Consider the following 19,420-nt stretch of genomic DNA (forward strand, 5'->3'; position numbering starts at 1 on the left):
GTGGCCACGCGCGCGTCGGCGCTGGCGATGCCGACCACCTCTTCCTTGGCGGCCTGCACGGCGGCCACGCGCTCGGCGGCCTGCAGGCGGGCCTGTTCGGTTTGCGCCTGCAGCTCGGCGGCGGCGCGCGACGCCTGCTGGGCCAATTCCGCCTCGGTGGCGATCTGCTCATGGGCGCGCTTGCGGCTTTCCTCTTCGGCCCTGGCGCGTTCTTCGGCCGCCTTGCGGATCTGGTTGTCGGCCTCGGCGCGGGCGCGCAGTTCGGCGGTTTCCTGCTTGACCGCTTCCAGGCGCGCGACGCTGGCCTGGGCGGCGGCGCGCAGCGATTCCAGCCGTTCCCGGTTGGCGGCGATGGCCTCTTCCGACGCCTGCGCGTTCTGCAGCGCGACGGCGGCGGCGGCGGCGTCCATGGCGGCGCGGTCTTCGGCCAGCGCGCGGGCGCGCGCTTCGGCGCTGGCGCGGCTTTCGGCGGCACAGGCGGCCTTGGCTTCGGCTTCGACGCGGGCGATGGCTTCCTGGATCGCCTTCATTTCCATCGCCGCGCGCGGCACGGCGGTGCCGGCCTCATCCCCTTCCTGCACGGAGACCATGGGCAGCGGGAGCAGATCGGTGTCGTCGTGGTGGGCCAGTTGTGCTTGCATGAGATTTCTCGCTAGAAAGAGATTGCCGAGCTCTCATTATCATCGCGAGCGGACCGCCGCCTAGCCCCAAGCAGACGCGGAAAACCCCGCCATTTCTCAGATTGGCAACGGCGGCTCGTCCATCAGCGCCACCTGCTCGCGCAATTCGAGGATGCGGTCCTGCCAGTAGCGCTGGGTGTTGAACCACGGGAAAGCCACCGGGAAAGCCGGGTCGTCCCAGCGCCGCGCCAGCCAGGCCGAGTAATGGATCAGGCGCAGCGTGCGCAGCGCCTCCACCAGGTGCATCTGACGCGGGTTGAATGCGCAGAAATCCTCGTAGCCGGCCAGGATGTCGCCCATCTGGCGCACCTGCTCGGCGCGCTCGCCGGACAGCATCATCCACAGGTCCTGGATGGCCGGGCCCATGCGGGCATCGTCGAAATCGACGAAATGCGGGCCGGCGTCGGTCCACAGCACGTTGCCGCCGTGGCAATCGCCGTGCAAACGCAGCAGCGGCAGCGCGCCGGCGCGGTCGTAGCAGCGCTGCACGCCGTCCAGCGCCTGGCGGGTGATGGCGGCGTAGGCCTGCTTGAGGTCGTCCGGGATGAAGCCGTTGGCCTGCAAGAACTCGCACGGTTCGTGGCCGAAGCTGGCAATGCCCAGCGCCGGCCGGTGCAGGAACGGCCGCGCCGCGCCGACGGTGTGGATGCGGCCGATATAGCGGCCGGTCCACTCCAGCACGGCCGGATCGCCGAGCTCGGGCGCGCGTCCGCCGTGGCGTTCAAACACGGCAAAGCGGAAGCCGTTAAAGTGGTGCAGCGTCCGGCCGTGCAGCGCCAGCGGCGGCACGGCCGGAATCTCGGCGGCGGCCAGTTCCTGGCTGAACGCGTGTTCTTCCAGGATGGCGTCGTCGCTCCAGCGGCCGGGCCGGTAAAACTTGGCCACCACCGGCTTGTCGTCTTCGATGCCGACCTGATAGACGCGGTTTTCATAGCTGTTCAGCGCCAGCAGGCGGCCGTCGCCGCGCAAGCCGATGCTGTCGAGGGCGTCGAGCACGCAGTCGGGGCTCAACTCGGAGTAAGGATGGGGTGCAGTCATAAGCGCCATTGTACGGGGCGCGGCGTGTATACTGTCGCATTCCCCCAAATAAAAAGAGCACGTTATGCAACTCGATCAGCCACTGAGCGAAAAAGAATTCGACGAACTGGACAACTTCCTGCTGTCCGATCGCACCCCGGAAGACGCCATGACCATGGACATGCTGCATGGCTACCTGACCGCCATCGCCATCGGCCCGGAAACCATCATGCCGGCCGAATGGCTGCAGAAAGTCTGGGGCAAGGAGGACAGCGACGTGCCGCAGTTCAAGCACGAAAAGGAAGCCGAGCGCATCACCGGCCTGATCATGCGCTTCATGAACGAAGTGCTGGTGACGTTTGAAGTGGCGCCGAAGGAATTCGAACCGCTGTTCGTCGAGCACGAACACGAGGGCCAGACCCTGATCAACGCCGAGGCCTGGTGCTGGGGCTTCTGGGAAGGCATGGAACTGCGCCCCGGCTCGTGGGACCCGATCTGGGATTCCGAAGCCGGCGACCTGATGCGCCCGATCTACCTGCTGGGCGCCGACGAAATCGAAGAGGAAGAACTGCCGCTGGTGGAAGATCCGGTCAAGGCCCACAAGCTGGCGCTGGAGCTGGAAGCCAACCTGCCCAATATCTACAAGTTCTGGCTGCCGCGCCGCAAGGCCGCGGTGGAGACGGTCAAGCGCGACGAACCCAAGGTCGGCCGCAACGACGATTGCCCTTGCGGCAGCGGCAAGAAGTTCAAGAAGTGCCACGGCGCCGAATCCTAAGGCGGAGAGACGAGTCCGTCTTTCTACAGTAAAATTTGGGCATCGTCGTTGCAGGATGCCTATGTTTTCCCTTCCGTTCAAGCTGCCCACCACGGCCACCGCGCCGTTCTGCCCCTCCGAAGTCGCGGGCACCGTCACGGTGCCGGAAAGCGATCCGTTCTGGAAAAAAATCCTGCGCTTCGCCGGCCCGGGCCTGCTGGTCTCGGTCGGCTACATGGACCCGGGCAACTGGGCCACGGCGATCCAGGGCGGCTCGCAGTTCGGTTACCAGCTGCTGTTCGTGGTGGTGCTGTCCAGCCTGGCGGCGATCGTGCTGCAATGCCTGAGCATGCGGCTGGGCATCGTCACCGGCAAGGACCTGGCCGTGCATTGCCGCGAGCAGTATGCGCCCGCCGTCGGCAAGACCTTGTGGGGCTTCGCCGAGATTTCCATCATCGCCTGCGACCTGGCCGAAGTGCTCGGTTGCGCGCTGGCGTTTAAGCTGCTGCTGGGCGTGTCGCTGCCGGTCGGCGTGGCGCTGACCGCGCTCGATACCCTGATCGTGCTGGGCCTGAAGGGCAAAGGCTTCCGCCAGGTCGAAGCCATCGTGCTGGGCCTGATCCTGACCGTGGCCATCTGCCTGTTCGCGGAGCTGGTGTTCGTCAGCCCCGACTGGCACGCGGTGGCGGCCGGACTGGTGCCGTCGCTGAGCGCGGTGTCGCAGCGCGAGCCGCTGTACCTGGCGATCGGCATCCTCGGCGCCACCGTGATGCCGCACAATCTGTACCTGCACTCCTCGGTGGTGCAGACGCGCGTGGTGTCGCACAACGACAGCGCCAAACAGCAGGCGATCGGCCTGTCGCGCATCGACACCATCGTCTCGCTGCTGCTGGCCCTGCTGATCAACGGCGCCATCCTGGTGCTGGCGGCGGCCGCCTTCCACCAGCCCGGCAATGACCGCGTGCTCGACATCGACGACGCCTACCGGCTGCTGGAACCGGTGGCCGGCACCGCGCTGGCCGCCATCCTGTTCGGCCTGGCGCTGCTGGCCTCGGGTCAGAGCTCGACCTTCACCGGCACCATCGCCGGCCAGGTGATCATGGAAGGCTTCCTGAAAATGAAGATCCCGTGCTGGCAGCGGCGCGCCATCACGCGCGGGCTGGCGCTGATCCCGGCCATGATCGGCGTGCTGGTGCTGGGCGAGCATTCGGTCGGCAAGCTGCTGGTGCTGAGCCAGGTGGTGCTGAGCATGCAGCTGCCGTTCGCCATGTATCCGCTGGTGAGCCTGACCTCGCAGCGCCGCATCATGGGCAACTTCGTCAACGCCTGGTGGACCACGGCGCTGTCGTGGTTCCTGTTCGCGGTCATCTCGGCCGCCAACGTCTGGCTGGTGTGGCAGGCACTGTCCTGATCGCGTCCGCCCGACCGGGCATCGATCTTGGCGTAAAATAGACGCCCCCAGCAAGGAAGGTCTATGTCCAGAGAAGTACCGAACCGGTTGCCGCCGCGCATTGTGTTGTCGCCGGAGGCAGCCGCCGCAAAGAAACACGCGCGCGAGCAGCGCGATGCGCAGATGCGCGGCGTCAGCTCCATTCACGCCATGCGCGAGGCGATCAAGCAGCACGCGCGCACCCTGCCCGCCATCAGCGCGGTGCCACGCCCGAGGGCATTGGACGCGGCGGCGTTCCGCGCCCGTGCCGCGCAAGGTTTGCCGTTCCTGATCGACGGCATCGTCGGCCGCTGGCCGCTGACCAAGGCTTCGCCCGCCATCCTGCGCGAGCAATACAGCCAGCTGCACGTGCGTGCGCGCGTCGGCGACTACATCGGCACCGCGTTCGCGCCCGACCGCGCCATGCAGGACATGACCATGGGCGAGTACCTCGACGCGGCCGAGCGCGCCGAGGGGCTGCCGCCCTATCTGGGCAACCTCGAACTGCGCGAGTTGAACAATATGTGCCACTGGCCGGCCTACTTCGACAAGATCGGCCCGCCGCGCTTCTGGATCGGTCCCGCCGGCACCGTCACGCCGCTGCACTGCGATTTCGACGACAACATCTTCGCCCAGATCTGGGGCACCAAGCGCATCTTCCTGGCGCCGCCGCACCACGACGCCTTCCTGTCGCCGCGCGAAGCCAACCCGATTCTATTCGGCTCGCCGTTCGATCCGGAAGCGCCGGACTACGCGCAGTTCCCGCTGGCGCGCCAGGCCACCATGATCGAAGTGATCGTCCAGCCGGGCGACATGCTGTACGTGCCGGCCGGCTGGTATCACCAGGTGCGCGCGCTGACCTTCTCGCTGTCGTCCAACCGCTGGGCGCGCGGCGTGCCGTTCGCCTTGCGCAGCGCCTAGTCGACAGCCAGTTCGGGCGGATCAGGTACACGCCATAGTAACTCCGGCCGCTGCCGCTCGGCGAGGTGCCGCCGGTGGCGAACTACGGCTGGTTGCCAAGCGTGGCCAGCGGCGCCGTTCTTGAGCGGCGGCGGACCGGATTTCAGGATGTCGGACATGATTTCGCAAAATGAAAATATTTGCGAAATGATATTTCGAGATGACAAAGGGGCGGGCGGTTCAGCGTGCGGGCGGCGCCTGAACGAACGCGGCCACGTCGTCCAGCGTCGGCGCCAGCCAGCGCAGCGGCACGGCGATGGTCGCCACCAGCGTCGTGTGGCTGACCTTGTCGTAATACAGTTCCCGCACCGGCGTGTGCTGCGCCCGCAGCGCGGCGGCCAGGTGGCCGGTATTGCGGGCCGGATCGACCAGCTTATCCTTGCGCGCCGCAATCAGCAGGGCCGGCGGCGCCGCGGCGCCGACCTGATGGATGGGCTGCGATTCCGCCGGCGTGTCGGGAAAATGGAATACCGGCTTGGTGGTCGGATTTTCTATAGGCAGGAAATCATAGGGACCGGCCAGCCCTATCCAGCCGCGCAACTGAGAGGGCGACATGGCTTGCGCAGCCAGCCAGCGTTCATCCAGCGCGATCATGGCGGCGTTGTAGGCGCCGGCGCTGTGCCCCATCACGAACAGGCGCCCGGGATCGCCGCCGTAGCGCGCGGCCTCACGCCGCGCCCATGCCACCGCCTGCGCCGCATCGCGCAGAAAGTCGGGATAGCTGACCTCGGGATACAAACGGTAGTCGGCAATCACGGTCACGATGCCGCGGGCCGCCAATGCGCGGCCCACAAAAGCATAGTCGGCGCGCTCGCCGCCGACCCAGTTGCCGCCGTAGAAAAACACCACCACCGGCGCCGCTCCACGCGCTTCGCTGGGACGATACACATCCAGCTTGCGCCGCGGCCCGTCCCCATAGGCCAGGTCGGCAATACGCTGGTAGCCGGTGCCCGGAGACAAGGCATTCAGCGTCTTCAGCGGCGAGCAGGCCGCCAGCACCAGCGGCGCGGCAGCAAGCAAAAGAAAGGTGGAGCGTCGCATGGGCACAGGTTGCGGTGGAGATGTCCTACTCTAGCCCAGCCCTGGCGGCCTTACCGTGCGCTACAGCACGGCGCTTACAGCTTGATGAAATGCTCGCGGTAATACTTCAGCTCTTCGATCGACTCGGTGATGTCGGCCAGCGCGGTGTGCATCTGGTGCTTCTTGAAGCCGGCCACCATTTCCGGCTTCCAGCGCTTGCCCAGTTCCTTCAGGGTCGACACGTCGATGTTACGATAGTGGAAGAACGCTTCCAGCTTGGGCATGTAGCGCACCATGAAGCGGCGGTCCTGGCCGATGGTGTTGCCGCACATCGGCGCCTTGCCCTTCGGCACCCACTGCTTCATGAAGGCGATCAGTTCTTCCTCGGCCTGCGCCTCGGTCACGGTCGACGCTTTCACGCGGTCGATCAGGCCCGAGCGGCCATGGGTGCCCTTGTTCCAGTTGTCCATCGCGTCCAGCGTGGCGTCCGACTGGTGGATCGCAAACACCGGGCCTTCGGCCAGAATGTTCAGGTGCATGTCGGTGACGATCATGGCCACTTCGATAATGCGGTCGGTGTCCGGCTCCAGGCCGGTCATCTCCATGTCCACCCACACCAGGTTGAATTCATTCTGGCGCGGCGTGGCCGGCGCGGCTGCCGAACCTTCTGGCAAATCAGTAGCTTGTGACATAATTCTCTTCTCTGGGCTAATTAATCCGAATCCGCCATTTTCTCACAGGCATAGAATGTATTCACTCGCGTTTTCGATTTTGTTCGTATCTTTTATCATTTTGACGCTGCTGGTGCGCTTCTGGCTGGCCTCGCGCCATATCCGCCACGTACTGGCCCACCGCGGCGCCGTGCCGGCCGAATTTGCGGAAAAGATACCCCTGTCGGCCCACCAGAAAGCCGCCGACTACACCATCGCGCGCACCAAGTACGGGCTGCTGACCCTGCTGGTGAATACCCTGGTGCTGATCGGCTTCACCCTGCTGGGCGGCCTGCAGTGGCTGTCGGTGCAGATCTATGCCGTCACCGGTCCCGGCATGACTTACCAGCTGGCCCTGCTGGCCGCGTTCGCGCTGATCTCGGGCATCATCGACCTGCCGTTCGACTACTACAAGCAGTTCCGCCTGGAGCAAGGTTTCGGTTTCAACAAGATGAGCAAGGGCCTGTTCTTCGCCGACATGCTCAAGGGCGCGCTGCTGGGCGCCGCCATCGGCCTGCCGCTGGCCTGGGTGGTGCTGACCCTGATGGACAAGGCCGGCGACCTGTGGTGGCTGTACACCTGGCTGGTGTGGAGCGGCTTCCAGCTGCTGATGATGGTGCTGTACCCGACCGTGATCGCGCCGCTGTTCAACAAGTTCACGCCGCTGGAAGACCAGTCGCTGAAGGCCCGCATCGAAGGCCTGATGCAGCGCGTCGGCTTCGCCTCCAAGGGCCTGTTCGTGATGGACGGCTCCAAGCGCAGCGCCCACGGCAACGCCTACTTCTCCGGCTTCGGCGCCAACAAGCGCATCGTCTTCTTCGACACCCTGCTGGCGCGCCTGCAGCCGCACGAGATCGAGGCGGTGCTGGCGCACGAACTGGGCCACTTCAAGCTCAAGCACATCATCAAGCGCATCGCCATGATGTTCGCCATCTCGCTCGGCTTCCTGGCTTTGCTCGGCTATCTGAAAACCCAGCCGTGGTTCTACGACGGCCTGGGCGTCAACCCGCTGACCCTGCCCGGCCAGAGCAATGCCGCCATGGCGCTGCTGTTGTTCATGCTGGCACTGCCCGTGTTCACCTTCCTGTTCAACCCGCTGACCTCGATCGGTTCGCGCAAGCATGAATTCGAAGCGGACGCCTTCGCCGCCAGGCACACCGACGCGCGCGATCTGGTCTCGGCGCTGGTCAAAATGTACGAGGACAACGCCGCCACCCTGACGCCCGATCCGCTGCACTCGGCCTTCTACGACTCGCACCCGCCGGCCAGCGTGCGCATCCGTCACCTGAACCTGGCGGCCGCATCATGATCGCCAGCCTGGCCGACCTGCTGAGCGCGCACAGCCGCCCGACCACGGCGCCGCTGGCGCCGGAGCGGGCGGCGCGCCTGCTGGCCCTGCTGCCAGACTGGGCGCTGGAAGACGGCCAGCTGGTCCGCCGCTACCCTTTCAAGAATTATTACCGCACCATGGCCTTCGTCAACGCCGTGGCTTACCTCAGCCATAACGAAGACCATCACCCCGAAATGACCGTCAACTACAATCACTGCGTGCTGCGCTACACCACCCACTCGGCCCACGGCCTGAGCGACAACGACTTCATCTGCGCCGCCAAGGCCGACGCGCTGTACCAGCAGGCGGGCGCATGAGCCAGAAGAAAACCGCCACCATCATCGCCGCCCACGGCCGCCACTATCTGGCCGAGGCCGACGGCCAGAAACTGCAATGCGTCACGCGCGGCAAGAAAACCAACGTCGCCGTCGGCGACCTCGTACACATCACCCTGACCTCGCCCGACCAGGGCGTGATCGACAAGATCGAAGAGCGCAAGACCCTGCTCTACCGCTCCGACCAGTACAAATCCAAGCTGCTGGCCGCCAACCTGACGCAGTTGTTCATCGTGGTGGCCACCGAACCCGGCTTCACCGACGACCTGGTCTCGCGCGCGCTGGTGGCGGCCGAGGCGGCCGGCATCGAGGCCCACCTGATCCTCAACAAGGTCGACGTGGTGGACGCGCTGGCGCGCACCCGCGAGCGCGTGGCGCCGTACGCCGCGCTCGGCTACCCGGTGCACGAAGTCTCGGCCACCGCCCAGCCCGAGCAAACGCTGGCCACGCTGAAACCGCTGCTGGCCGGCGCATCGTCGATCCTGATCGGCCAGTCCGGCATGGGCAAATCCTCGCTGATCAACCTGCTGGTGCCGGAGGCCGCCATCGCCACCCGTGAAATCTCGGCCGCGCTGGACACCGGCAAGCACACCACCACCTTCACCCGGCTGTACCACCTGCACGAGCTCGGCCCGGATGCCAGCATCATCGACTCGCCCGGCTTCCAGGAGTTCGGCCTCTACCATTTGAGCGAGGGCATGCTGGAACGCGCCTTCGTCGAATTCGAACCCTACCTCGGCCATTGCAAGTTCTACAACTGCCGTCACCTGAGCGAACCGCAATGCGCGGTGCTGGCCGCCGTCGAGGAAGGCAAGATCACCCGCATGCGCCACCAGCTGTACGCCCAGCTGCTGCACGAATCGTCCCAGACCCTGTACTAAAAAAACAATTTTGATGGCGTGCGCACAAGCCGGATTTGGCGGCTATAATTCTTGAAGGCAAGTAGCCGTGCGTTTCATTCAGCAGCCCAACCTTTGCTGCGGCGCGCGGTCCGAGGATGACGATGGACATGTTCGCGCTGGATGACGTGTTGGCCGACTGGGAGGCAGCCCTGCCCGCCCTGCGCGGTGACGCGCGCCTGCCGGTGCTGGCAGCGCTGGCCTGGCAGCTGCGCCAGCGCGACACCCCGCGCGCGCTGGAACTGGCGGCGGAAGGCCTGACGCTGCTGGCCGCCACCGCGCTGCGCCGGGAACAGGCGGAAGCGCTGACCGCCCGCTTCCAGCTGGTCCAGGCCGAGGCCACCTGGCTGCAGGGCAAGCTGGCGGCCGCCGATGAACAGGCCGCGCGCGCCGGCGAACGTTACGCGCGCCTGCAGGACAACATCGGCCAGGCCGACGCCCACTGGCTGCGCGCCTGGGTCGCCATCGACGGCGGCGACCATGCGCGCGCCGAAGCCGAGCTGGAATACATGGCGGCCCACGCCCGCACCGCCGGCGATGTCCAGCGTTGCGCCATCGCCGACGCCGTCAACGCCCGCTGGAGCGTGCTGCACGACCTGCCCCGCGCGCAACAGCGCTGGGCGCAGCGCTTTACGCGCGAAGAAGAACAGCAGCCGGCCGTGGCCAGCTGGATTTACGACTACTACGGCCTGGCCGCCAGCCAGGCCAGCGACTTCGGCGCCGCTTCCGGCCACTACCTGCACTGCTACGAAGCGGCGCTGGAAACCGGCCAGCTGCGCATGGCGATCACCGCCGCCATCAACATCGGCCTCGATTTCACCATCCTCAACGACCACGAAGCGGCGCTGCAGTGGATGGAAACCGCGCTCGAACTGGCGCGCCCCACCGGCTGGCCGCGCAGCATCGGCGCCTGCCTGATGCACACCGCCGACACTATGCGCCGCCTGGGCCGGCTGGAAGCCACCGCCGAGCTGCTGCAGGAAGCGCTGCTGATCCTGGCACCGCTGTCGGGCGCGCGCAGCTACGCCACCGCGCTGCACTACCTGGGCGACCTGTCGCTCGACCGCGGCGAATACCACGCCGCGCTGGACGCCTTCCGCAAGCTGGAACAGCGCGCCGACGCCCTGCGCCACGCCGACTTCCAGACCATCTCGCGGCGCGGCCAGGCGCACGCGCTGTGCTTCCTCGAACGGCCGCAGGAAGCGCTGGCCATAGCCGAACGCGCGGCCGCACTGGCGCAGGAACAGAACAATATGTACAACCACGTGGCGGCGCTGCGCGTGATATCGTTGATCCACCTGCGCCATGCGCTGCCGGCGCCGGCCGGCATGACCGAGGCCAATCCCACGCTGCACTTCCTGCACCAGGCGCTGGCCGTGGCCGGCCACATCAACGGCTACACCCTGCCGGCCGACCTGCACGACGCGCTGGCGCGCGAATACGCGCTGATCGGCGATTACCAGAAGGCCTACGCCTCGGCGCAGCTGGCGGCCGCCGCGCGCCAGAAAACGCACAGCCAGGACGCCACCAACCGCGCCATCGCCATGCAGGTCCAGCACCAGACCGAACAGGCGCGCGCCGAGAGCAGCCACCATCGCCAGCTGGCCGACGCCGAGGCGCGCCGCGTGCAGCTGCTGCAGCAGACCACCACCACCTTGGAACGCCTGTCCGCCATCGGCCAGGAGATCACCACCCACCTCGACGCCGCCGCCGTGTTCCAGGCGCTGAACCGCCACGTGCAGGCGCTGCTGCCGGCCAATTCGCTGGCGATCTACATGTGCGATCCGGGCTGCGACACCATCAGCCGCGTGTTCGGCGTCGAGAACGGCCAGCCGCTGGCCGGCAACACCATCGACATCGGCAACCCGCGCGCCAACGCCGCCCGCAGCCTGCGCGAGCGCGCCGAGATCTACGTCGCCGACGCCGGCCCGGAAGACATCTTCCTGGCGCCGGGCACGCAAGTGATGGCCAGCGCGCTGTACGTGCCGCTGCGCGTCGGCGAGCGCATTCTCGGCGTGATGACGGTGCAGTCGCTGCAGGCGCACGCCTATGGCGAGCGCGAACGGCTGATCTTCCGCACCCTGTGCGCCTACGGCGCCATCGCGCTCGACAACGCCGAAGCCTACCGCCAGCTGAAGGATGCGCAAACCCAGCTGGTGTCGCAGGAAAAGCTGGCCGCGCTGGGCGCACTGATGGCGGGTGTGGCGCACGAGCTGAATACGCCGATCGGCAACAGCCTGCTGATCGCCAGCACCCTGCTGCAAAAGACCGAGGAACTGGAAGCGCAGATGAACGGCGCCGGCCTGAAACGCTCGGCGCTGGCGGCCTACCTGGACGATGCCCGCAAGGCGCACGAACTGGTGATGCGCGGCCTGACCAGCGCGGCCGGCCTGGTCAACAGCTTCAAGCAGGTGGCGGTCGACCGGACCACCGAGCAGCGGCGCGAATTCAACCTGGCGCAGGTCTCGCAGGAAGTGATCGCCACCATGATGAACCGTATCCGCGCCTCCAGCCACCGCATCGAGGTGGACGTCCCCGACCACATCGCGCTCGACAGCTACCCCGGTCCTTACGGCCAGGTGATCGCCAACTTCATCAACAACGCCCTGCTGCACGCATTCGCGGCCGGCGGCGGCAGCATGTGGCTGCGCGCGCAGCCACCGGCGGACGGCCGCGTCACCGTCAGCTTCCGCGACAACGGCAGCGGCATCGCGCCGGAACACGTGTCGCGCATCTTCGACCCGTTCTTCACCACCAAGCTGGGACAGGGCGGCAGCGGGCTGGGACTGTCGATCAGCTACAACATCGTCACCTCGCTGATGGGCGGCCAGATCGCCGTCCACACTTCGCCGCAGGGCACCACCTTCACCCTCGACCTGCCGCTGACCGCGCCGGAAAACAAGCTGCCGGCCGCGCCGCAGATCTACCACTAACGCCATCCGGCCACCATTTGTATAGACAGGATAATCCGCGGCAATTCGCCCGATCGGCCAAATTGCCTTTATAATTAGTCGGTTAAGCCGGCCAGGCATCCTCCTCGGCCAGCTCAAATGCACGATACCAATATGTCTACCAAACCGATCAAGCACTACCTGCAGTTTTCCGACCTCACGCTGGACGAGTATGAGTACGTGATCGAACGTGCCCACGTCATCAAGCGCAAGTTCAAGAACTACGAGATCTACCACCCGATGATCGACCGCACCCTGGTCATGGTGTTCGACAAGAATTCCACCCGCACCCGCCTCTCGTTCGAGGCCGGCATGCACCAGCTGGGCGGCGCCGCCATCTACCTGAACACCCGCGATTCCCAGCTCGGCCGCGGCGAGCCGGTGGAAGACGCCGGCCAGGTCATGTCGCGCATGTGCGACATCATCATGGTGCGTACCTTCGGCCAGGAGATCATCGAGCGCTTCGCCGCCAATTCGCGCGTGCCGGTGATTAACGGCCTGACCAACGAACATCATCCGTGCCAGGTGTTTGCCGACATCTTCACCTACATCGAACACCGCGGCTCGATCACCGGCAAGACCGTGGCCTGGGTCGGCGACGCCAACAACATGCTGTATTCCTGGCTGCAGGCGGCCGAGGTGTTCGGCTTCCACGTCAACGTCTCGACGCCGCACGGCTACGAGATGGACATGTCGCTGGTCTCCACCGACCGCTTCACCTTCTTCGCCAACCCGTCCGACGCCTGCGCGGGCGCGCACCTGGTCAACACCGACGTCTGGACCAGCATGGGCTACGAAGAGGAAAACGCCGCCCGCCTGAAAGCCTTCGACGGCTGGATCGTGGACAGCGCCAAGATGGCGCGCGCCGCACCGGACGCGCTGTTCATGCACTGCCTGCCCGCCCACCGCGGCGAGGAAGTCTCGGCGGAAGTCATCGACGGCCCGCAGTCGGTGGTATGGGACGAGGCGGAGAACCGCCTGCATATTCAAAAGGCGCTGATCGAGTACCTGCTCCTCGGCCGCCTGCATAACAAGTAATTTCAACTGGGATCAATCATGAGCGACATTAAAAAAGTAGTCCTCGCCTACTCGGGCGGCCTCGATACCTCCGTCATCCTGAAATGGCTGCAGGATAACTACAAGTGCGAAATCGTCACCTTCACCGCCGACCTCGGCCAGGGTGAGGAACTGGAACCGGCGCGCGCCAAGGCGCTGAAGTTCGGCATCAAGCCGGAAAACATCTACATCGACGACGTGCGCGAAGAATTCGTTCGCGACTTCGTGTTCCCCATGTTCCGCGCCAACACCGTGTACGAAGGCGAATACCTGCTGGGCACCTCGATCGCGCGTCCGCTGATCGCCAAGCGCCTGATCGAGATCGCCAACGAGACCGGCGCCGACGCCATCTCGCACGGCGCCACCGGCAAGGGCAACGACCAGGTGCGCTTCGAGCTGGGCGCCTACGCGCTGAAGCCGGGCGTGAAAGTGATCGCGCCGTGGCGCGAATGGGATCTGCTGTCGCGCGAAAAACTGCTGAAGTACGCCGAAGACGCCGGTATCGCCATCGACATGAAACACAAGAACGGCGGCGCGCCGTACTCGATGGACGCCAACCTGCTGCACATCTCGTTCGAAGGCCGCCACCTGGAGAACCCGAGCGCGGAAGCCGAGGAATCGATGTGGCGCTGGACCGTCAGCCCTGAAAAGGCGCCCGACGAAGCCGAGTACCTGGACCTCGAATACGAAAAAGGCGACATCGTCGCGCTGAACGGCGTGCGCCTGTCGCCGGCCGCGGTGCTGACCGAACTGAATCGCCTGGGCGGCAAGCACGGCATCGGCCGTCTGGACCTGGTGGAAAACCGCTACGTCGGCATGAAGTCGCGCGGCTGCTACGAAACCCCGGGCGGCACCATCATGCTGAAGGGCCACCGCGCCATCGAATCGATCACCCTGGACCGCGAAGTGGCGCACCTGAAGGACGACCTGATGCCGCGTTACGCCTCGCTGATCTACAACGGCTACTGGTGGTCGCCGGAGCGCGTCGCGCTGCAAACCCTGATCGACCACACGCAGCTGAACGTGAACGGGTGGGTGCGGCTGAAGCTCTACAAGGGCAATGTGATCGTGGTGTCGCGCGACTCCAAGACCGACTCCCTGTTTGATACCACCATCGCCACCTTCGATGACGACGGCGGCGCCTACAACCAGGCCGACGCCGGTGGCTTCATCAAGCTGAATGCCCTGCGCATGCGCATCGCCGCCAATGCGCGCCTGAAGCGCGGCCAGTAATCCCGTCACGCCACAATAAGGCTGCTCGCTGAGCGGCCTTTTTTTTGATACATTGCACCCACGTCCTGATCATGAGTGGAGCGTGGCGATGCTTAAAGACCTCAGTATCAAGAAAAAACTCGCGAGCGGCTTTGGCGCCATCATCGCCATCATCCTGCTGCTGCTGATCTCTGCCTACACCAATTTCACCAAGCTATCCAGCGCCAGCATGTGGGACCGGCACACGCTGGAAGTGCTGCTGGAAGCGAACCAGATCGAGACCTCGCTGGTCCAGATCCAGAGCGCCGCGCGCGGCTATCTGCTGACCGGCGACGAACGCACCATCCGTGCGCTGGCCGCGGAAGAAGACACCATGCGCCGCCACCTGGCCGAAATCACCCGCCTCACTTCGGACAATCCCGGCCAGCAGGCACGCCTGAAGCGCCTGACGCCATTCATCGACAACTGGCTCAACACCGTGGTCCACGCGCAGGTGGAACGACGCCGTGCCAGCGCCCAGGCCACCAACGCCGCCGACGTCCTGAGCGGCACCGCCATGGTGGCCGAAGCGCGCGCACAGATACGCGAGATCACCGACGAGGAAAACCGCCTGCTGGACATCCGCACCCAGACCTCCAGCGGCTTGTCCGGCGCCATGCTGCTGGTGCTGACCGCCGGCGGCGCGCTGTGCGTGTTGCTGGCACTGCTGATCGGCGGCCTGCTGTCGTCAGCGCTTGCGGCGCCGCTGGTGCGCCTGAGCGCCGTGGTCGAGCGCGTCGCGCATGGCGACAAGGGCGCCCGGGTGGAAGTCAGCTCGCGCGATGAACTGGGCCAGGTATCCTCGGCCTTCAACCAGATGGCGCAGTCGATACAGGACAGCCTGGAAAAGGAACTGGCCACCACCAATGCCCTACGCGCCAAGGTCGATGCGCTGCTCGCGGTGGTGTCGAAAGCGGCCGCCGGCGATTTAACCGGCAAGATCACGGTCGAAGGCGAGGACGCCATCGGCCGGCTGGCGGCGGGCCTGGACCGCATGTTCGACAACCTGCGCACGCTGCTCAACGACGTGCAAAAGGCCGGCATCCAGGTCACCACCTCGGCCACCCAGATCGCCGCCTCGGCCAAGCAGCAGGAGGCCACCGGCGTCGAACAGGCGCAGACCAGCGTCGAAATCCTCAGCACCACCCGGGAGATCTCGGCCAACATCACGGAGCTGGTCAAGACCATGGAGGACGCCACCACGGTGGCCGACTACACCACCCACGCCACCGCCGACGCCCAGACCAACCTGCGGCGCATGGACGGCACCATGCAGAACATGGTCACCGCCACCGACTCGATCAACGCAAAACTGGCCGCGCTGTCGGAAAAAGCTAGCAACATCAACAGCGTTCTGATTACAATCACCAAAGTGGCCGACCAGACCAACATCCTGTCGCTGAACGCCGCCATCGAGGCCGAAAAGGCCGGCGAGGCGGGACGCGGATTCTCCGTCGTCGCCACGGAAATCCGCAGGCTGGCAGACCAAACCTCCGTCTCCACCTGGGACATCGAACAGATGCTCAAGGAAATGCAGTCGGCCGTCTCGGCCAGCGTGATGGGCATGGACAAGTTCTCCGAAGAGATACGCCGCAGCGTCGGCGAAGTGCGCCAGGTGACCAATCAACTGTCCGGCGTGATGGACCAGGTGCAGAAACTGGCGCCGCAGTTCGATCAAGTCCTGCAGGGCATGCAGTCCCAAGCCGTCGGCGCTGCCCAGATCAACGAAACCATGATGCAGTTGAGCGACGCCACCCAGCAAACCGTGGAGTCGCTGAAATCGACCAGCGAGGCGGTCCACCAGCTGCAATATGCGGCCGGCGGGCTGCAAAGCAGCGTCGCCACCTTTGCCGTGTCGACCTGAATACCACAAATATGGCCGGTGTGGGACAATGCCGCGTGCAACGGCGTCCCGCCGGTCCTGGAGAAGAAATGTTCAACCACTTGAGTATCAAGAAAAAACTGTACTTCAGTTTCAGCGCCATCCTCGCCATCATCCTGGTGCTGCTGTCGATTGCCTACAACCGCTTCAACAGCCTGTCGGACGCCAACGCCTGGGACCGCCATTCGCTGGACGTGATCCAGGCCATCGACCAGCTGCGCAACGACCTGCTGCAGGTGCAGGTGGAGGCGCGCGGCTACTACCTGACCGGCGCCCAGGACCGGCTGGAGCGCACCCGCAAGGAAATGATCGACCTGCCGGCCTCCGTGGCCGAGCTGCAGCGGCTGACCGCCGACAATCCGTCGCAGGTGGCGCGCTTCCGCAAGCTCGAGCAGATGGTGCGGGTGTGGAGCGGCGAAGTGATCGAATCGCAGCTCAAGCTGCGCCAGGAACTGGGCGACAAGCCCGGCGCCGCCGACGCCATGGGCCGCACCGGCCCGCTGTCGCGCAACACCTCGGGCGTCAGCGAAATCTATAAATCGATGGCCGAAGCGGCGGCCGAGGAGCGCAAGCTGCTGGCCGAGCGCTCGCAGGCGTCCGACCGGCTGCAGGAAGTGATGCGCATGATCCTGACCGGCGGCGGCGTGGCCTGCATCGTGCTGTCGATGGCCATCGCCTGGCAGCTGGTGCGCTCGCTGCTGGCGCCGCTGAACAACCTGACCCAGGCCGTCAACCGCATCGCCGCCGGCGACCAGTCGGCGCGCGCCGAGGTGCTGTCCAGCGATGAACTGGGCAACGTCACCACCGAATTCAACCGCATGGCGCAGGCGATCCAGGACAATCTGGCCAAGGAACTGGCCACCTCCAACGCGCTGCGCGCCAAGGTCGACTCGCTGCTGGGCGTGGTGTCGAAGGCGGCCGCCGGCGACCTGACCGGCAAGATCACCGTCGAGGGCGACGACGCCATCGGCCGGCTGGCGGCGGGTCTGGACCGCATGTTCGAAAACCTGCGCGCGCTGCTCAACAACGTGCAGAAGGCCGGCATCCAGGTCACCACCTCGGCCACCGAGATCGCCGCCTCGGCCAAGCAGCAGGAAGCCACCGGCATCGAACAGGCGCAGACCAGCGTCGAAGTGCTGAGCACCACCAAGGAAATCTCGGCCAACACCTCGCAGCTGCTGAAGACCATGGAAGAAGCCACCTCGGTGGCCGACTACACCACCAGCGCCACCGCCGACGCCCAGGCCAACCTGAAGCGCATGGACGGCACCATGCAGCACATGGTGGCCGCCACCGACTCGATCAACGCCAAGCTGGCGGCGCTGTCGGAAAAGGCGTCCAACATCAACAGCGTGCTGCTGACCATCACCAAGGTGGCCGACCAGACCAACATCCTGTCGCTGAACGCCGCGATCGAGGCGGAAAAGGCCGGCGAAGCGGGCCGCGGCTTCTCGGTGGTGGCCACCGAAATCCGCCGCCTGGCCGACCAGACCTCGGTCTCCACCTGGGACATCGAACAGATGCTGAAGGAAATGCAGTCGGCCGTCTCGGCCAGCGTGATGGGCATGGACAAATTCTCCGAAGAGATCCGCCGCAGCGTGGGCGAAGTGCGCCAGGTGACCGACCAGCTGTCGGGCGTGATGGACCAGGTGCAGAAACTGGCGCCGCAGTTCGACGCCGTGCTGCAGGGCATGCAGTCGCAGGCGGTGGGCGCCGAGCAGATCACCGCCACCATGATGCAGCTGAACGACGCCACCCAGCAGACGGTGGAATCGCTGAAAGCCACCAGCGAGGCGGTGCACCAGCTGCAGTACGCGGCCGGCGACCTGCAGACCAGCGTCGCCAACTTCGCGGTGGCGGTATAACCGGGCGGGCGCCATGAAACTCCTCATCTTCCACATCGGCGCCGACCGCTACGGCCTGCGCCTGCGCGACGTGGTGCGCGTGCTGCCGCTGGTGGAACTCAAGCGGCTGCCGCTGGCGCCGGACGCGGTGGCCGGCATCATGAACCTGCACGGCGCCTCGGTGCCGGTGATCGACCTGAATCGCGCCGCCGGCCTGGCCAGCGGTCCCGATCACTTCGACACCCGCATCATCATCAGCGACTATGCGGGTCCGGACGGCGTGCATCACCAGCTCGGCTTGCGTGCCGAGCGCGTGCTGGGCGTGCAGGACGTGCGCGACGATCAGCTGCGCGACAGCGGCGTGCAGGCCGCGCCCTTCCTCGGCCAGGTGGCCAGCGACGCGCAAGGCATGCTGCAGCTGGTCGAACTGGAACAACTGCTGCCGGTGCAATTGCGCGCACTGTTGTTCCAGTCCGACGGAGCGGCGGCATGAACATGAGCAGCAACATGTCGGCGGCGCAGAACATGCTGCGCGAGGCCACCGGCCTGAATCTGTCGCGGCAGGTGGTGGACCGCGCCATCCATAACCGCATGGAGGTCACCGGCGTGCGCAGCCAGGACAACTACCTGGAACAGATGACGCCGGAGGAACTGACCGCGCTGGTGGAACTGGTGGTGGTGCCGGAATCGTGGTTCTACCGCGACCCGCAGGCCTTCAACGCCGCCACCGACTTCGTGCGCGCGCGGCTGGCGGCCGACGCCAACCGGCTGGTGCGCATCCTCTCGATTCCGTGCGCGGGCGGCGAGGAACCCTACACCATGGCGATGGTCCTGACCGACGCCGGCGTGCCGCCGCAGAACTTCATGATCGACGCCTACGACATCAGCCCCGGCTGCGTCGAGCGCGCCCGCGGCGGCGTATATGGCCGCAACGCCTTCCGCGCGCAGGACCTGACGTTCCGCGACCTGCATTTCAGCGAAATCGGCGCCAACGAATACCGCATCAGCGACGCGATCCGCAAACAGGTGCGCATCCGCCAGGGCAACCTGCTCGAATTCGACCTGAACACGCGCACGCACTTTTACGACGTCATCTTCTGCCGCAACCTGCTGATCTACTTCGACAAGCCGACCACCAAGGCCGCCATCGCGCGCCTGAAAATGCTGCTGCAGGACGACGGCCTGCTGTTCGCCGGCTACGCCGAAGTCCCGTCATTTTGCCGCCACGGCTTCACGCCCCTGCCCTACTCGCAAGCCTTCGGCCTGCAGAAAGAAACCGCCAAATCCGGGGTCAGTTCTGCC

The 19,420-nt window shown here is 65.7% G+C and carries 16 protein-coding genes and 1 pseudogene; 13 read left to right on the forward strand and 4 right to left on the reverse strand.

Annotated features, from left to right (window positions below; all coding sequences use genetic code 11):
- Both E4L98_RS24145 and E4L98_RS24150 read right to left on the reverse strand, forming a co-directional pair.
- Window positions 1–641, reverse strand: a pseudogene (locus tag E4L98_RS24145) (hypothetical protein); the annotation flags it as partial.
- A gap of 96 nt (window positions 642–737) precedes the next feature.
- Window positions 738–1,718, reverse strand: a complete 981-nt coding sequence (locus E4L98_RS24150; RefSeq protein WP_229257545.1) for a serine/threonine protein kinase — start codon at window positions 1,716–1,718, stop codon at window positions 738–740.
- Between the two features lie 64 nt (window positions 1,719–1,782).
- On the opposite strand from E4L98_RS24150, the gene E4L98_RS24155 reads away from it, so the two are divergent.
- From E4L98_RS24155 to E4L98_RS24165, 3 genes are all read left to right on the forward strand, one after another.
- Window positions 1,783–2,472: a UPF0149 family protein gene (locus tag E4L98_RS24155; protein WP_135204088.1), complete on the forward strand. Its 690-nt coding sequence runs from the start codon at window positions 1,783–1,785 to the stop codon at window positions 2,470–2,472.
- Window positions 2,473–2,533: 61 nt separating this feature from the next.
- Entirely contained in the window at window positions 2,534–3,862 is a 1,329-nt protein-coding gene (locus tag E4L98_RS24160; protein WP_135204089.1) for an Nramp family divalent metal transporter, read from the forward strand.
- A 63-nt stretch (window positions 3,863–3,925) separates the two neighbouring features.
- Window positions 3,926–4,801, forward strand: coding sequence for a cupin-like domain-containing protein (locus E4L98_RS24165; protein WP_135204090.1), 876 nt, complete (start codon window positions 3,926–3,928; stop codon window positions 4,799–4,801).
- A 219-nt stretch (window positions 4,802–5,020) separates the two neighbouring features.
- Here E4L98_RS24165 and E4L98_RS24170 read toward each other — a convergent pair whose 3' ends face one another.
- Window positions 5,021–5,881, reverse strand: coding sequence for an alpha/beta hydrolase (locus tag E4L98_RS24170; RefSeq protein WP_135204091.1), 861 nt, complete (start codon window positions 5,879–5,881; stop codon window positions 5,021–5,023).
- Between the two features lie 74 nt (window positions 5,882–5,955).
- Window positions 5,956–6,552, reverse strand: coding sequence for an oligoribonuclease (gene orn / locus E4L98_RS24175; protein ID WP_135204092.1), 597 nt, complete (start codon window positions 6,550–6,552; stop codon window positions 5,956–5,958).
- A gap of 55 nt (window positions 6,553–6,607) precedes the next feature.
- On the opposite strand from orn, the gene E4L98_RS24180 reads away from it, so the two are divergent.
- The 10 genes from E4L98_RS24180 to E4L98_RS24225 form a co-directional block, all read left to right on the forward strand.
- Complete coding sequence (locus tag E4L98_RS24180; RefSeq protein ID WP_135204093.1) at window positions 6,608–7,879, forward strand: M48 family metallopeptidase; 1,272 nt, start codon at window positions 6,608–6,610, stop codon at window positions 7,877–7,879.
- The gene (locus E4L98_RS24185) at window positions 7,876–8,217 is read left to right on the forward strand and encodes a 4a-hydroxytetrahydrobiopterin dehydratase (protein WP_135204094.1); all 342 of its coding nucleotides are present in this window, start codon (window positions 7,876–7,878) and stop codon (window positions 8,215–8,217) included. The genes E4L98_RS24180 and E4L98_RS24185 overlap by 4 nt, the downstream gene beginning before the upstream one ends.
- Window positions 8,214–9,116, forward strand: a complete 903-nt coding sequence (rsgA, locus tag E4L98_RS24190; protein WP_135204095.1) for a ribosome small subunit-dependent GTPase A — start codon at window positions 8,214–8,216, stop codon at window positions 9,114–9,116. The genes E4L98_RS24185 and rsgA overlap by 4 nt, the downstream gene beginning before the upstream one ends.
- 122 nt (window positions 9,117–9,238) lie before the next feature.
- On the forward strand, window positions 9,239–12,067 hold the full coding sequence (locus E4L98_RS24195) for an ATP-binding protein (protein WP_135204096.1): 2,829 nt from the start codon (window positions 9,239–9,241) through the stop codon (window positions 12,065–12,067).
- A gap of 132 nt (window positions 12,068–12,199) precedes the next feature.
- On the forward strand, window positions 12,200–13,123 hold the full coding sequence (argF, locus tag E4L98_RS24200) for an ornithine carbamoyltransferase (RefSeq protein WP_135204097.1): 924 nt from the start codon (window positions 12,200–12,202) through the stop codon (window positions 13,121–13,123).
- Between the two features lie 18 nt (window positions 13,124–13,141).
- Window positions 13,142–14,374, forward strand: a complete 1,233-nt coding sequence (locus E4L98_RS24205; RefSeq protein WP_135204098.1) for an argininosuccinate synthase — start codon at window positions 13,142–13,144, stop codon at window positions 14,372–14,374.
- Window positions 14,375–14,462: 88 nt separating this feature from the next.
- Entirely contained in the window at window positions 14,463–16,256 is a 1,794-nt protein-coding gene (locus tag E4L98_RS24210; protein WP_135204101.1) for a methyl-accepting chemotaxis protein, read from the forward strand.
- Between the two features lie 68 nt (window positions 16,257–16,324).
- The gene (locus E4L98_RS24215) at window positions 16,325–18,139 is read left to right on the forward strand and encodes a methyl-accepting chemotaxis protein (RefSeq protein WP_135204099.1); all 1,815 of its coding nucleotides are present in this window, start codon (window positions 16,325–16,327) and stop codon (window positions 18,137–18,139) included.
- A gap of 13 nt (window positions 18,140–18,152) precedes the next feature.
- Entirely contained in the window at window positions 18,153–18,611 is a 459-nt protein-coding gene (locus E4L98_RS24220) for a chemotaxis protein CheW (protein ID WP_135204100.1), read from the forward strand.
- A partial coding sequence (locus tag E4L98_RS24225) for a CheR family methyltransferase (protein ID WP_229257546.1) occupies window positions 18,608–19,420 on the forward strand: 813 nt, incomplete at its 3' end. The genes E4L98_RS24220 and E4L98_RS24225, both read left to right, overlap by 4 nt.

The organism is Duganella callida, assembly GCF_004614165.1.
Taxonomy (GTDB): Bacteria; Pseudomonadota; Gammaproteobacteria; order Burkholderiales; family Burkholderiaceae_D; genus Rugamonas; species Rugamonas callida.